This is a genomic window from Kosmotoga sp. DU53 (assembly GCF_001639905.1).
In the GTDB taxonomy this organism is placed as follows: domain Bacteria; phylum Thermotogota; class Thermotogae; order Petrotogales; family Kosmotogaceae; genus Kosmotoga; species Kosmotoga olearia.
On the sequence record NZ_JGCK01000073.1, the window covers coordinates 136,070 to 150,356 of the forward strand.

Genomic DNA, 14,287 nt, shown 5'->3' on the forward strand with positions numbered 1-14,287 from the left:
GTCAGCCTTCCTTTCCGATGAACAGTGATACAAAGTTATTGTTGATAACATCAACAAGCCCCTGATTTGTTATTCTCAATTCCGGTATCACCGAAAGCTGAACAAAAGAAAGGGTCATAAAGAGATCCGGGACCTCACATCCAAGTTCTTTCAACACTGTTTTCAAATGTCCGAGGCGCTCTGCAACCTCCTTCGAGCTGAGATTAGACATTAAGCCCGCGATGGGCAGGGGCAGTTCTGCCAGAACTTTTCCAGAATTTGCAATAACAAGGCCACCTCCCATATCGATTACCCTGTTTGCAGCCACAACCATATCAGCGTCGTTGGTACCTATCACAGACATATTGTGGGCATCGTGGCCCACTGATGTGGCGACGGCTCCCTGCTTTAAACCTGTTCCGTTAATGAACCCTATCGCCATTGATTTCTCTTCACAATATCTGCATATGGAAGCGACTTTCAGTATATCTCTATTGACATCGGATACTATCCGTCCATCTTTCGTTTTGGGTTCCATTCTAAGTTCTTTTGTTAAAACATCATCTCCATAAACCCTTATTACACGTATATTTTCGCCTTTATTCAATACCTCAAGATCCTTCTCTTCAATATGCGGACACTTGAAGGTATTGACCTCTTCGAGCGGAAACTGTTCGCGGTTTATATCTATAACGAGTTTACCGTTTTCAGCGATGAGTTTTGAATCTTTGAAGACCATTGAGATCCTGAATTCTTCTAAATTATCAACGATAACGAAATCAGCTTTGTATCCCGGAGCTATCGCACCCATTGATCTGAGATTATAATGGCGTGCCGTATTGATTGTTGCAGCCCTCACAGCGGTTATCGGATCGATGCCCTTCTTTATGGCATATCTGATCATATAATCTATGTGACCTTCGTTGAGAATATCATTCGGATGTTTGTCATCAGTACAAAAAGATATAAAAGGATAATTCTTTTCGTTGATTAACGGTAAAAGCTCATCGAGATTTCTCGCTACACTTCCTTCACGCACAAGAATCTGCATCCCACGAGCAAGCTTTTCTTTTGCCTCTTCCACATTTGTACATTCGTGGTCAGAGCGGATGAAGGCACAGATATAGGCGTTCAAATCCTTACCCGAAATTCCCGGAATGTGCCCGTCAATTTTTTTGTATTTGTGGCGAAGAAGTTCGATCTTGGCGATGGAATCATGATCTCCATTTATTATATCGGGATAATTCATCACTTCGCCAAGACCCAATACCCGGGGATGTTTCTCCACGAACCCTATCATATCCATGACGGAGATCCTCGCACCGTTGTTTTCCAGATTTGTTGCAGGTACAGATGATGGGAGCATGATGTAGAGATTGAGAGGTACTCCTTCAGTGGATTTTATCAGGTATTCTACACCATCGAGTCCAAGAACGTTAGCGATTTCATGGGGATCAGCGATAACAGTAGTAGTTCCGCGCGGCAATACCGTTTTTGCAAACTCCACCGGTGAAACCATGGAAGATTCAATGTGAAGATGCGCGTCTATTAATCCCGGTACAACGTATGCACCGTGCAAATCAATTACCTGTTTTCCTTCAGAGTAATCACCTATCCCCGCGATTCTTTTACGAAAAATGGCAATGTTTGCCCTTTCGATTTCTCCACTAAACACATTGACTATTCGCGCATTTTTTAACAACAAATCAGCGGGTTGTTTCCCACGTGCAACAGGAATTATGTCTATTATGTTCACAGTAGCCCCTCCTTTTTTGTCGATTATAAACATGAAGCCAAAGGATGACAAAAGCAAGGAACGTTAATAACGCCCGAAATGAGCTGCTTATAGCCTGTATTTTAAAAGAAGTCCCTGCTCTCGCAGGGACATGGCCAATCAGTCTGCCTTAAATTTAAATATAGATTCACTCATCCTGTTCGATATTTCTTCTTTTAGCTTAGCACTGAATTCCGCAAGTTTCATCCCATAAATATTCTTACCCGTTCTCAAGCGCACGGTTATGGTTTCGCTTTCCTTCTCTTTATCCCCAAGGATCAACATGTAAGGAATCTTATTTAATTGAGCTTCACGAATTTTGTAGTTTGTGGATTTTTGTTTTTCATCGACATCAACACGTACGCCTTCTGCGGCAAGGGCATCTGCTACCTCTCTCGCGTAGTCAACGTGTTTATCGGAAATTGGGATAGCGACAACTTGTACCGGAGCAAGCCAGGTTGGAAAAGCCCCGGCATAATGTTCTATGAGAATACCGAAAAATCTATCCAGAGAGCCGTAAATAGCGCGATGAATCATAACAGGCCTGTATTCTTTATTGTCTGGCCCAACGTAAGTGAGTTCAAAGCGCTCGGGCATCATGAAATCTAGCTGAATCGTGGCACACTGCCACTCTCTCCCGATAGAATCCGTGACATGAAAATCGATCTTCGGTCCGTAAAAAGCTCCGTCCCCTTCGTTAACTTTATATTCCAACCCGATAGATTCGATGGCATCTTTCAAAGCTTCCGTTGCCAGATCCCATATTTCAACATCGCCCATAAAATCTTCTGGACGGGTACATAAGTCGGCTCTATATTCAAACCCGAAAGGAGTGTAGATCATATCGACAAACCGAATGACGTCTTTCAACTGTTCCTTTAATTGTTCTCTGGTACAGAAAATGTGTGCGTCATCCTGGATAAATCCCCTTACTCTAAGGAGACCGTGCAAAACACCGCTTCTCTCATAACGGTGAACCTTACCAAACTCAAAGAGTTTCAACGGCAGATCCCTGTAGCTCATGGCTCGGGATTTATAGATTAATATATGTCCCGGACAGTTCATGGGTTTAATAGCGTATTGCTGCTCATCCTTCTCCGTAAAATACATGTTATCGCGGTAATGGTCCCAGTGTCCCGATCTATGCCACAGGACATCGTTCATAATCTGCGGAGTCATAACCTCCTGATAACCATGCTTACTATGCACTTCCCTTGAGAATTTCATAAGTTCGTTTAGCACGATGGTTCCCTTAGGATGATAGATAGGCATTCCAGGAGCGTATTCATAACTAAAACTAAAAAGGCCAAGCTGAGGTCCAATTTTGCGATGATCCCTCTTTTTGGCTTCTTCCATCATCTTAAGGTATGCTTCGAGTTCGGATTTTTTGGCAAAGGCGGTCCCGTAAATCCTTTGGAGCATCTTATTTCTTTCATCTCCACGCCAGTAAGCTCCGGAAACGGACAGAAGCTTGAAGTACTTTACTTTTCCAGTAGAGGGCATATGCGGACCGCGACACAGATCCACAAATTCACCCTGTCTGTAAAAGGTGGCTACGTCCGATTCGAGATCCTCAATGAGCTCCACTTTATAGGGCTGGTTCTGATCTTTCATTAACTTTATCGCTTCTTCTTTTGGAAGCTCAAAACGCTCGAGTTTTAAGTCTTCCTTTATGATTTTTTCCATCTCTTCTTCAATCTTTGGCAGATCCTCTTCCGTCAGCCTGATATCACCAAGATCAAAGTCGTAGTAAAAACCATTCTCAATAACCGGACCGATTCCCAGTTTTACTTTATCAGATCCGTAGATTCTCATGACCGCCTGAGCCAGGATGTGTGAAAAGGTATGGCGGAAAAACTCAGGCGCTCTCGGGTCCTTTTCGAGTATCAGATTAATTTTACACTCCTCTGGAAGTTCTCTCGTCAGATCCCACAGCTCGCCGTTGACTTCAACACCAATTGCTCTTTTTGCTAACGCCGGCGACAGGTCAGCGGCAACATCCGCTGCAGTTACTGGATGATCGTATTCTTTAATTGAGCCATCTGGCAATTCTATCTTACAACCCATATTATTACCTCCTATTAACTATTACTAATCCTAGCTATTGCTTCAATCTCCAATATTGCATTCTTGGGAAGATTTGAGACTTCTACCACTGCCCTTGCAGGTTTATGCTCAGAAAAGAATTTACTGTAAACCTCGTTGAAAATCGAGAACTTTTGCATATCCCTGATATAAACAGTCACCTTTACTATGTCCTCGATTTTTCCACCGGCTGCTTCAACAACGGAAATTACGTTCTTAATTGTTTGCTCGGTAGCGGATTGAAAATCGTCTAACAGCTCACCTGTTATCGGGTTGAGGGGCAACTGACCTGACACAAAAAGGAATCCGTTGCTAAGGATTCCTTGAGAGTAGGGCCCAATTGCCGCAGGTGCTTTGTCAGTTTTTACAACCCTCAACACACTACCACCTCCCATTTTGCTCAATTATATCACCTAATGCACAAACATTGCCACGCCTTGTATGACCTGAATCTTGCAATTTTTCCCAGGGATAAAAAAAGACGCCCTTTCGGGCGTCTTTTAAAAATAAGATTATTCTATATAAACTTTAGAAACTTAAACCGAGCATAGCATAGTAAAAGGGAACGGGTTCATAACCTGAATCTGCAGAAATATCTACAAAAGCTTCAACACCCGTTTCAATAAAGAATAGTGCCAAATTTACGCCGAGTCCCAATCTGGCTTTTACAAAGAATGGACCAGCATAGGTATCGTCGGTAAGAAGCTCCAGTTCATGCACTGGAACGGTAACCTGCAGTCTGCCAAAGAAAACTCCCAGTGTAGGCTTCAGATTTAGGCCAACATAAAGGTCCGGAGTATCATAAGAATAAAATTCTTTAGTTTCCGGATCAACATAACCGAGGTATGCTTCAGCGGTGATTATCGAAAAATCAACCTGGCCAAAAATATTAGTGGAGTAGATTACAGGTGGTTCAACGTTGAAATCCCCATCAACAACAGCACCCAAACCAACATAAAGGTTACCCGCAAAGAATACAGAAGCTAGCGTAAGGAGAACGCCAATGAGAATACCCTTTTTCATTATTTCACCTCCCGTTCAGATTTAAAATAATTATAGCATTGCAATGGATAAAATCAAAAACATTGTATCCTCTCTTGACCATTTAGTGCGTTATCCAATGGTAGAAAAATTGTTCATTATGTTTACCGATTGAATCAAAGTTTCTTAAAAATAGACTATTGTCACTAAGCTGTTTTAACCCTTCTAATAACACTGCGATTAAATTTGTAGCAGGAATATTTGTTCGACCTTAAGCCTTTACCTAAAGTGCGAATTCTTATTCAGGAAATTCGATTGATTTTAAATTCTATTCTGTTCTCTTCTGTTTTAAAGTTTACGCTTCTAAAATTAAACGAACATTAAAGGAAACAATTTCCCTTTTTCATTGGTTCTATTCCCTCAAATCTATGAGTCCTGTCTATAAAGTTATTATGTCTGATACCCCGTTGTTGTCGGTACATGAAAAAATCGAGCAGGTGATTTGTGTTCCCCCCTGCTCGATAATCATTTATCATTTGCTTCCTACAAAGGTACGATTAATTTCAGATATTCAATAATCCGCCGGTAACCGGTGGAATTGTAGTTAATTAGTTTAGTATATGACTCGCAAGGATCTCCCAGTAATTCCACCAGAAATCGAGTAAGTTAAAAGCGGAATAATAAGCATTATAAGCATCGTAAGTTTCCGGAAGGAAAATGCTAACGCCTTTTGAATTAGCACCTCCACCGCGTATTAGCGAATACGGGACGGCAGCATCTAGGGCTACCCACGCGGAGTAGGCACTGTCTTTAACATCTTGAGATACACCTTCATCATTGTAAATGTAACCAATAAAATCGCCAATTTCACATAACACGGCACCATGATAATAATCCACATAATACTGGGTTATTGCCGGGTAATATGTATTCAATATCCTTGATTTTAAATCCGCAGTTAATTCCTGATCCAGTTCACGCGCAAAATTATCAATTTCCGAATATAGCTCATCCATACATCCCATTTTCCATACTGAAAGGCTCAATTCCACAGTATAGGGAAGTGATTCGAAGTACCTGTCCACTATATTTTTAGCCACATCATAAGCATCATCCAAAGGTCCGATATCATCTAAGAAATCATAATCCCAACCGTCTCCGGGTTCAGAAAAGGCGGAAGCTACAAAATAATCTGATGTGTTTCTTAATTGATAAGCTACCTCTACGGTGCTCATCAAACAGGCATCCATGCCTAGAATGTCGAGTTTTTCCCCATTAAGAACCGTCTCCAAAACATCTTGAACTTCCTTAATTTTAAGGAATGTATCACTAGTATCATCGTAAATTATGCCTCTGGTACGCGTTGCGTCTTCATCTAACCAGGCTCCACCATGATTCCACAATATGAGTGCCTTATGATTCGCCTCTATGGAATAGAAGTCTTCTAAGAATTGTTGTAATTCTGCAGGAGAACCTGAATCCACTTCCCTACCGATGTCTTCAGTATACATTTCTCCTGTTTCATCCAACCAGAAATAAAAATCGTCTGTGAAGTATTCGTATAAAGAATCCGATACATCAGAGATACCTACCACGGCAACATTATTGTTCAGTGTTTCCATTTCCCCCAAATCCACGTAAGCTGCAGATTCCAGATTGTTGTCCGCTCCCATATATACTAAAAACAGCCAATCAATGGGATTTACAGTCACCTGAAATACTCTATCAATCTTTGGAGCATCTGACAAATACGCTGTACAAGAGTATTCTCCAGAGCTTACAAAATATCCCTCAAAGGTTGCAACCCCATATTGGTCTGTATAAACTATCGGATCAACACTCACCTTTTCTGTGCTCACTGAATAAAATCTCGCTATTGATCCAGAATAATCACTGCTAAGAGATACGGCAATATTCTCAACAGGGTTTCCATAAGAGTCTTTTACGGTAACTGTTATATACGACCATTTTCCTGTGTAATGGGTCTCGCTGTCTGCTTCTATTGTGTACAGCGGTCTATACACTGCCACAATATTTTTAGGGGAATCAATGATAATTACGAGCGGGTTAGCATTACCAACATTTACCCCATTTACTTCCCAATGGTCGAAGTTGTAACCTTCAACATTTGGAGCAGTAAAACTTACCATAGTATCTTTGCTGTAAAAACCTGCACCTTCTATGGTAACATCAAGGTCCAAAGGTGATATAGAAGTTACGACTTCATATTTTGGTTTAAAACAACCTGACAAGCTGAGAGCGAAAAGCAACGATATCACAGCGAATATCAGCAACCGATTAAATCTCTTTTTTGCCATTTTATTCCTCCTTTAAATTAGTTAATTAGATTTAAATATCATTCACGGGTTACGATATTAAAGATTTTAATTATATCATTTCTTGGAAACTGAATCTAAGAGTTATAAACAATTCCCATCGCTGTCAATAGCAACGATGAGAGGAAAATTTTTGACTTTCAATCTGTAAACCGCCTCAGGTCCAAGGTCGTGAAAGGCTATTATCTTAGAAGAAATAATTCTTTGCGAAAGCGCCGCAGCAGCACCACTGGGAGCAATAAAGTAAACTGCTGAGTACTTTTTGCACAGTTCTCTCACAAAATCATTTCTTCTACCTTTTCCCACGGTTGCAATAACCCCGAGATTCAGAAGCATTTCAAGGTATGAATCCATTCTCGAAGAAGTTGTGGGTCCTATTGAACCTATATTTCTTCCTTCGGGAGCTTTGGCTGGTCCGGCGTAAAATACGATCTTGCCTTCTAAATCAAAAGGAAGCGGAAGATTTCCTTCCAGTATCGTTTTTGTTCTCTTTTGTGCGGCATCGCGCATAACAATGAGTTCGCCGGTGTACTCAATTTCACTTCCAACCTTAAGTTCCTTTATCTTCAAAAACAATCCTCCCTTTCCTGCAAATGAAGCAATCTACAGAAACCGCAACAGGCAGCGTCGCTATGTGCGTGGGATAGTACTCGATACTCACGGAATAGGCAGAGATACCATTCCCCAATCCCTGGTAACCAATTTTTAAAGCATTTACATCTTCCAGAATCTCATTTTCAAGTTCGTTATATTTTTCGTTCGGATTTTTCCGGTTGAAAGGGTTGGTTAGAGCGAGTTTCGAAAGGAGCATAGCTTTATCAGCCGTACCTCCAATTCCTATACCTATATTCAAGGGTGGACAGGCATTCGGTCCCAGTTCTTTTATATGATTTACAACAGCATTTTTAATTTCCTCTGGTTCAGCGGAGGGTTTTAACATAAACAAAGCGCTCAGATTTTCGCTTCCTCCGCCCTTAATGAGGAACCTAACTTCCATATGTCTTCCTTTCGTGTGGAATACATGGCAGACAACCGGTGTGTTGTCGCCAGTGTTCTTTCGTTCATAAAGAGGATCGGATACAATGGAATATCTGTATGGCTGAGTGGTATAAACTTCTCTTACAGCTCGTTCAAGGGAAGCACAGATCGGTTCCTCGAGGCAGACTTCATGTCCCAAAAACACAAAAAATTCAAGCATTCCCGTGTCCTGACAGATAGGGAGCCCTTTTTCAGCAGCAAGTTTGAAATTCTCTTTTATTATCTCAGAAAATGGGCCGCTATACTGCGAAGCCTGTTCGACAACATATGGATCAGCAATCGTGTTTGCCTCTATAATTGACTTAGAAACTGCATTTATGATTTCAGAGCTTTTGATCATACTCGCTCCTATCTATATCTTTAGAGTATTCACATCCAATATAACAGGTTAAAAGGGGTTCATTGGCACCTCGGTATCAAGCAAAATCGTTCAGCAGAGTACCTTTCAAAATCGTTACTGCATTCCCGGTGATGTAAACCCTGTCACCTCCAGTAATTTCAAGAAGGAGTTCTCCACCACGTTCAGAAGCCTGATAGGCCTGCATTTTTTTCTTTCCGAGTCGTTCCATCCAGAAAGGACCCAGGACAGTGTGTGCTAAACCGGTTACAGGATCCTCATCAATCCCTACCCACGGTGCAAAGTATCTTGATACGATATCGTATCCATCATTACCTCTGGCGGTTGCTATAAGCCCTCTTATCTCGTAATTAGTTTTCAATGAGAGAAGCCTTTTAAAGTCAGGTTTTAATTCCCTGATAATAGAAGCTTGTTCGAATTCAACAAGGAGCTTTGCGGTTTTTTGACCATAAAAGGTTTTCATATTTTCTGAGTATCCAAGGACCTCTTTCAATCCTTTAGGAATTGGTACCGGGATTGGTTTATCCTGCGGGAAATTCAATCTTACGCTATCAGAAACAAGCTCTGCTTCATGGATACCACTGAGTGTTTTAAAACGGATTTTTCCACGACAACCGTATTCAGAAAACAGTATCCAGGCCGTAGCAAGGGTAGCATGACCGCACAAAGGAACTTCTACCTGTGGAGTGAACCATCTGAGTTCAAAGACACCAGAATCCATCGCTTCTTTGGACATAATCACAAATGCTGTTTCCGAAAAGTTCATCTCTCTGGCTATAGCAAGATAATTTTTTGAAGAAAGAGGTTTTTTCAAAACACACACGGCGGCTGGATTTCCGGAATAAGCTTTTCTCGTAAAGGCATCAACCTGAAAAATCACTATTTTCATCGGCACATATCACCTCATATAGGTTCAAAACTCAAAATACGCTGTCAACGTAGGAATTGGTTTTAATCCTGTCTCGACCAAAAAATCCAAAGGCACGTTAATTGGCAATCCGACCTGTCCACCAAGAAAAAGAGAGCCAACACCCAGATTCATTCCAAGATTAGCACCAATTCTTCCAAGAAGCAGGCATTTTTTCTCTTCAAGCTGAATAAATCCTTCAAAACCTGTATGTACCCGGAAGGATCCGAAATCCTTAGATATGAAAACACCGGGCACAAACAGTGATATTCCGGAATCATCGAATATGAATCCATTCTTTAATTGAACACTAAATTCTCCAACATCTATGCTTACAGCAAGGAAAGGTTCAGTGTGTCCGTGCAGGTTTATTCCAATACTTATTCTAAACGCATACAGACTGGAAAAGATAAACAAGACTACCACCAGTATAAATTTCAATCTCATCGCAATTTTCACCTTCTTTTTACTAAATCTATTCTAACCTTTATTGTGTACAGAGCCAAGCTGTTTTCGATCAACAGCTAGGAATTATGAAGGAATTGCCTGGCGTATGCTATAGAATAATAGTATACGCTTTTGTCGGGAGGTGATGAAATGAAAGCACTTCTAGTTTATTACAGCCTAACCGGTTCGGTAAAAGAAATCGTAAAAACTGTTCAAAAAAATTCTGGATTACCTGCAAGGGAGCTTATAGACACCAAAAGACGAGACAATGTGCTAGGCGCAGGATTTGCTGCTTTTTTTGGAATTTCTACCAAACTTAAAGATCCCAATTACGATGTTTCTAAATACGATACTCTTATACTCCTTACGCCTATCTGGGCTGGATGTCCTACTCCTGCTATGAATACTTTTATACGAAGAGCTGATTTGAGAGGTAAAAAATTTTTTAGTAGGTGTTGGAGCCGCGCCAAACAACAAAAGAGCGATAGAAAAATTCAGAAGAATCGTTAGAAAATTTGGTGGCAGAATCATAGGTACCCGTACTTATCGTGGCATAAATCCAATGAGAAAGAAATTCCAGCAACGCTGGAAAGATCTTGAAGAAGCCGGGCATGAACTTACCCGTATATTTATGGAAAATGATTAAGAAGAATTATTCTAACAGTTCGATCCTTATTCCCAGAACCCCGTACTTTCTTTCCTGTTCTCTGGTGTAGATTTTATAAGTACTTTCAAGCATCCATTCAAGTGTTTTTCCTTCCTTTCCGAAATATTTAAAAGGAATATCCCGATAAAGCTGTTCAAACGTTCCATAGTGTAAAAGTCCCACAACCTTTACCCTCAACTTTTCGTTGAGATCGGGCAATTTAGAGAAAACAATAGTGTCACCAATCTTTATTTTCTGCCTTTTCTCATCGTTCAATCTGACTTCTATAACTTTCTTTCTCGCTTTGATAAGCTCAAAAGGTTCAGGAAGCAGCTTCATTTTATGTTCCATAAAAAGCTCACACTCCTTTGTGTGACGATGTATAAAACTATAATACTGTTTTTTTACGGTATTTTCCGAAGAAATTCTGACAGAGACATGGGCAGCGTTCATTTGCTCCTAAACTTTTTTCGACTGCCTGACGGGAGTATTACTTAAAGGTGCATAGTTTTTAAAATACGAGTTGCATTTGGTTTCAATCGTAAGTTTATTGTATAATAACAACGAAATTACAACAGTAGACAAACCCCAAAAGGGGGTTTTGTTTTTTTGAGGGGGGATAAGAATGAAACAGGCGACAATAACCTTTTTAATATCAGCGATTATCCTTCTGACTCTTTCTGGGTGCGCTACTTTAATGTCAGTTTCTATGGCTTCGCAGTATAAGCACGAAATAAATTATATTGAAAGAAATCTTCCAGATAAATTGAAACAATTTGCCAGAGAAGAAGGTCTTTATCCGATGAAATACAACCCAAACTATATTGTCCCCGTGATCGGGGATTTAATATGGCTTGGTGTCACTGTGGATATTATTAATAAGGGCTACAATATTTTTGACTCCGAGTTTCTTCTTGAGACCTTACCTGCTGAAGGGTTATATTTTTTTCTTGGACCGGGTTTTGCTTTTTCACTGAATCATTTATTTGTCTCTCCCCCTCCTCCTTTATTGTATTCACTGGATGAATTAAAGGACAAATATCTTATAAAACAGTGGGCTGAAAATCCTAATATGTGCCCAATAATATTTGTAGATTATAAAATTACATTTGGGCCGGACCCATATGGCTTATATCAGAGACTCTGTCTAACTTTCAAAAACATTTCAAATAAAACTATTCAGGCATTCAATGTAAGAATTTATGGATATGATAGGTCTGGCAATCCAGTAAATTTGAGCGCACATTCAGAAACAAATTATATTAATGGCATTGTTGAACCTGCGTATTTATCCCGTTTTAGTACATCGACTTTCACGTGGGATATTTACAATAAAGAAGTTGCAAAAATAGAAGTTGAAGTTATATCTGTCCTTTACTCAGATGGAACGCTCTGGGAGTCGGAGTGATTTAAGGGTCTAAATCAAAAAATAAGGGGGGATAAAAAGTGAGAAAAGCCTCTTTATTTTTTGTCTTCTTAGTGTTAATGTTGAGCCTTCAAGTTTTTTCCAGCACGTATGCTGTAACAACAGATAGTCAAATAGTCTTATTGAAAGATGACGGAACCTGGGAAAAAGTAACGTTGGAAGAAAACATCCAGGGATTGAAAGTAGTAGATATTGGTGTTCCGTTTTTCCTTGGTGATATTGCAATAACTATCAAACAGGCATTGAGATATGAGCATGTTCTGATACTAGACGTGTTTATTGTTAATAATGGAGCCGAAATTGTAGATGCTGATACATTGTCTTATGGTTTCGACATTCGGGATTCTGAAGGGTACAATTACTCCTCCGGTTACATCCCGGGAATCCCGGAAGAATACTACTATAAGTCTCTGGGTGGCAAAATACGCCCGCGTGGTTATATCAGAGGTTATATCTTCTTCAAAATTCCAGAAGAGGCCGAGATTCGGGAATTGTACGTCTCTTATCTGTTCGATACCGCTTACGTAGACATCTCCAAGATAGAGCCGAAGGGGTTGTGATAGCGAGGTTTTAGTAGTTCTATTTAAAAAGGGAGTGCTGTGCAATTGATAGAAGATGTATGCTAGTGGTATAATACTAAATTAGAGAGGTGAGATTTATGAAAATCGGCTACGCTAGGAAAATCACCAAGGAAACAGGAGTACTTATTTACAAGGACAACGGGTTGTATTATTTTTATATTTATGGATTAGGGATTTTAATTTATGGAAAGACCCTAGATGATTTGACTTCAAACACTAAGAAAATATTAGATGATTTGATTAAAGGAATCAAATCGGGTGAAATCAAGATTGAATCTCTTATCAAGGATGAACCACTTAAAAATAGAGTGCTGTTTAAAATTTCACTTTTCCTTTCTTCTTTACTTCCTGATTCTTCAAAGAAAAATCAAATCAATAAAATGAAACCTTACATAGACAAATTAACTCCGCATTATGCCTAAGAAATATCCGCCTCTATCACTAAGAGAATTCAGACAAATCTTAGAAACCTTCAACATAGTTAGAGAAAGGACTAAGGGCGGGCATGTTATTCTGGTCATTGAAATTGAAGGAAAAGAAAGAACCATAGTCTATCAAACTCATATAGACCCCGTCCCACGAGAAGTGCTTAAAAATACAATACAGGATCTTGAGGTAAGCGTAAGAGAATTCTACTCTCGCTCCAAATCGGCTGCCAAGAAAAAGAATGTCAGGTATAGGAAAAAAGCAGAGTTAGATGAAGCCTAAAAAAAGCTCTTTTGCTAAATTTAACTGAAAACATAAAATCAGTAAAGTGCTGTTTAGCACTTTTTTCTTTTACCCCATATGGTATAATTAATTATACTTCTTTACATCATCCTCCTCTTTTCATGTTTCAATTTCTTTGGGAACAATCTGCTTGAACGAATTTCTTTCAGGAATTCGAAGAGTCTTTGCATACGCAAGTGTTTCCACGAAACATCAAAATGGACTTTCTATCGATGGCCAGTTCAGGATGTACGAGTGCTTTGCTGAATTTTACATATGGTCTTCCTTTTTGAGTTTAACCCAATGAACATTCCTGTCTTCGATAAATCCGAGACTCTTTGCCAGGTTCATGGAAGGAATATTGCTTTCTTCTATCTGTACGAAGGGAATGTTACCCGATTCTCTGACTTTTTCTACCATTGAGATCATGAGAGCTCTTGCATATCCCCTTCTTCTATAAGCAGGTAATACATTCAGGATACCAATCGCGCCATCGTCCTGAGTCATTATCCAGCCCACCAGAGTTTCGCCATCGAAAATTCCGAATCCGCCGGCTTTTTCAATCCTTCCCTTTATATAATCGGAATCGGTATATTCACGGTATTCGTAGTTTTCGAAGATGTAATCGGCCATTTCTGGTCTCAAAGGTTTAACGCCTATGGTAGTCTTGGGTAAAGTTACATAATCTGGCAGGTAGAACCTTTTGCAGGAGAGTATCCAATCAACCTCTCTATCGGCGATTACATATGGAAGCAACCAGTCCTCAAGAACAGCATAGCAGGTTTCTGCCGAAATTCTTTTGAGCAGTTCTTTGAATTCTTCCAGGTTTTCAGAGCTTATGTACACCCAGTTTCTGTCGCTTTTCCCTTTTACCGCAACCGATTTGCCCACGATCTCCACTAATTCTATAGGGTAGTCTTTGCAGAAATTGATAATACTGCAGTTCTTTACCCTATTTTTTTCAAGGATCCGGAGCGCCCTTTCAATCACACCTGCAACCCCCTCTTCCCAATGACCTAAC

The 14,287-nt window shown here is 40.0% G+C and carries 16 protein-coding genes; 5 read left to right on the top strand and 11 right to left on the bottom strand.

Annotated features, from left to right (window positions below; genetic code table 11):
* Window position 1: 1 nt before the first annotated feature.
* The 9 genes from ade to DU53_RS10925 form a co-directional block, all read right to left on the bottom strand.
* Window positions 2-1,735 (bottom strand): adenine deaminase, encoded by a 1,734-nt coding sequence (ade, locus tag DU53_RS10885; protein ID WP_015869406.1) that lies wholly within the window; start codon window positions 1,733-1,735, stop codon window positions 2-4.
* A 138-nt stretch (window positions 1,736-1,873) separates the two neighbouring features.
* Complete coding sequence (gene thrS, locus DU53_RS10890) at window positions 1,874-3,820, bottom strand: threonine--tRNA ligase (RefSeq protein WP_015869407.1); 1,947 nt, start codon at window positions 3,818-3,820, stop codon at window positions 1,874-1,876.
* 14 nt (window positions 3,821-3,834) lie between these two features.
* Complete coding sequence (locus DU53_RS10895; RefSeq protein ID WP_015869408.1) at window positions 3,835-4,218, bottom strand: Rid family detoxifying hydrolase; 384 nt, start codon at window positions 4,216-4,218, stop codon at window positions 3,835-3,837.
* Between the two features lie 148 nt (window positions 4,219-4,366).
* Entirely contained in the window at window positions 4,367-4,861 is a 495-nt protein-coding gene (locus DU53_RS10900; protein WP_015869409.1) for a hypothetical protein, read from the bottom strand.
* A 566-nt stretch (window positions 4,862-5,427) separates the two neighbouring features.
* Window positions 5,428-7,137: a clostripain-related cysteine peptidase gene (locus DU53_RS10905; protein ID WP_015869410.1), complete on the bottom strand. Its 1,710-nt coding sequence runs from the start codon at window positions 7,135-7,137 to the stop codon at window positions 5,428-5,430.
* A 102-nt stretch (window positions 7,138-7,239) separates the two neighbouring features.
* Window positions 7,240-7,725 carry a FumA C-terminus/TtdB family hydratase beta subunit gene (locus tag DU53_RS10910; RefSeq protein ID WP_015869411.1) on the bottom strand — a complete coding sequence of 162 codons (486 nt, stop codon included), beginning with the start codon at window positions 7,723-7,725 and terminating at the stop codon, window positions 7,240-7,242.
* Window positions 7,706-8,533: a fumarate hydratase gene (locus DU53_RS10915; protein ID WP_015869412.1), complete on the bottom strand. Its 828-nt coding sequence runs from the start codon at window positions 8,531-8,533 to the stop codon at window positions 7,706-7,708. Before DU53_RS10915 ends, DU53_RS10910 begins: the two co-directional genes overlap by 20 nt.
* A 76-nt stretch (window positions 8,534-8,609) precedes the next feature.
* Window positions 8,610-9,440: a PhzF family phenazine biosynthesis protein gene (locus tag DU53_RS10920; protein ID WP_063728709.1), complete on the bottom strand. Its 831-nt coding sequence runs from the start codon at window positions 9,438-9,440 to the stop codon at window positions 8,610-8,612.
* A 24-nt stretch (window positions 9,441-9,464) separates the two neighbouring features.
* Entirely contained in the window at window positions 9,465-9,905 is a 441-nt protein-coding gene (locus DU53_RS10925; RefSeq protein WP_015869414.1) for a hypothetical protein, read from the bottom strand.
* Between the two features lie 150 nt (window positions 9,906-10,055).
* Here DU53_RS10925 and DU53_RS10930 point away from each other — a divergent pair, with 150 nt between their 5' ends.
* Complete coding sequence (locus DU53_RS10930) at window positions 10,056-10,415, top strand: hypothetical protein (protein ID WP_063728638.1); 360 nt, start codon at window positions 10,056-10,058, stop codon at window positions 10,413-10,415.
* A 142-nt stretch (window positions 10,416-10,557) separates the two neighbouring features.
* Here DU53_RS10930 and DU53_RS10935 read toward each other — a convergent pair whose 3' ends face one another.
* On the bottom strand, window positions 10,558-10,890 hold the full coding sequence (locus DU53_RS10935; RefSeq protein WP_235599825.1) for an ASCH domain-containing protein: 333 nt from the start codon (window positions 10,888-10,890) through the stop codon (window positions 10,558-10,560).
* Between the two features lie 286 nt (window positions 10,891-11,176).
* Here DU53_RS10935 and DU53_RS10940 point away from each other — a divergent pair, with 286 nt between their 5' ends.
* The 4 genes from DU53_RS10940 (at window position 11,177) to DU53_RS10955 (ending at window position 13,266) form a co-directional block, all read left to right on the top strand.
* Window positions 11,177-11,959 (top strand): DUF5780 domain-containing protein, encoded by a 783-nt coding sequence (locus DU53_RS10940; protein ID WP_063728642.1) that lies wholly within the window; start codon window positions 11,177-11,179, stop codon window positions 11,957-11,959.
* Between the two features lie 38 nt (window positions 11,960-11,997).
* A complete protein-coding gene (locus DU53_RS10945; RefSeq protein ID WP_063728643.1) occupies window positions 11,998-12,537 on the top strand; it encodes a hypothetical protein in 540 nt (179 codons plus the stop codon).
* Window positions 12,538-12,635: 98 nt separating this feature from the next.
* Window positions 12,636-12,980, top strand: coding sequence for a hypothetical protein (locus DU53_RS10950; RefSeq protein ID WP_063728645.1), 345 nt, complete (start codon window positions 12,636-12,638; stop codon window positions 12,978-12,980).
* Window positions 12,973-13,266, top strand: coding sequence for a hypothetical protein (locus tag DU53_RS10955; RefSeq protein ID WP_063728646.1), 294 nt, complete (start codon window positions 12,973-12,975; stop codon window positions 13,264-13,266). Before DU53_RS10950 ends, DU53_RS10955 begins: the two co-directional genes overlap by 8 nt.
* A 270-nt stretch (window positions 13,267-13,536) precedes the next feature.
* Here the strand turns inward: DU53_RS10955 and DU53_RS10960 are convergent, their stop codons facing one another.
* Window positions 13,537-14,256, bottom strand: a complete 720-nt coding sequence (locus DU53_RS10960; protein WP_063728648.1) for a GNAT family N-acetyltransferase — start codon at window positions 14,254-14,256, stop codon at window positions 13,537-13,539.
* Window positions 14,257-14,287 lie beyond the last annotated feature (31 nt).

Bases quoted from the DNA above. Each gene is read 5' to 3' on its own strand.
- thrS (WP_015869407.1), bottom strand. From the start codon at position 3,820: ATGGGTTGTAAGATAGAATTGCCAGATGGCTCAATTAAAGAATACGAT.
- DU53_RS10900 (WP_015869409.1), bottom strand. From the start codon at position 4,861: ATGAAAAAGGGTATTCTCATTGGCGTTCTCCTTACGCTAGCTTCTGTA.
- DU53_RS10905 (WP_015869410.1), bottom strand. From the start codon at position 7,137: ATGGCAAAAAAGAGATTTAATCGGTTGCTGATATTCGCTGTGATATCG.
- DU53_RS10915 (WP_015869412.1), bottom strand. From the start codon at position 8,533: ATGATCAAAAGCTCTGAAATCATAAATGCAGTTTCTAAGTCAATTATA.
- DU53_RS10920 (WP_063728709.1), bottom strand. From the start codon at position 9,440: ATGAAAATAGTGATTTTTCAGGTTGATGCCTTTACGAGAAAAGCTTAT.
- DU53_RS10925 (WP_015869414.1), bottom strand. From the start codon at position 9,905: ATGAGATTGAAATTTATACTGGTGGTAGTCTTGTTTATCTTTTCCAGT.
- DU53_RS10930 (WP_063728638.1), top strand. From the start codon at position 10,056: ATGAAAGCACTTCTAGTTTATTACAGCCTAACCGGTTCGGTAAAAGAA.
- DU53_RS10935 (WP_235599825.1), bottom strand. From the start codon at position 10,890: ATGAAGCTGCTTCCTGAACCTTTTGAGCTTATCAAAGCGAGAAAGAAA.
- DU53_RS10940 (WP_063728642.1), top strand. From the start codon at position 11,177: ATGAAACAGGCGACAATAACCTTTTTAATATCAGCGATTATCCTTCTG.
- DU53_RS10950 (WP_063728645.1), top strand. From the start codon at position 12,636: ATGAAAATCGGCTACGCTAGGAAAATCACCAAGGAAACAGGAGTACTT.
- DU53_RS10955 (WP_063728646.1), top strand. From the start codon at position 12,973: ATGCCTAAGAAATATCCGCCTCTATCACTAAGAGAATTCAGACAAATC.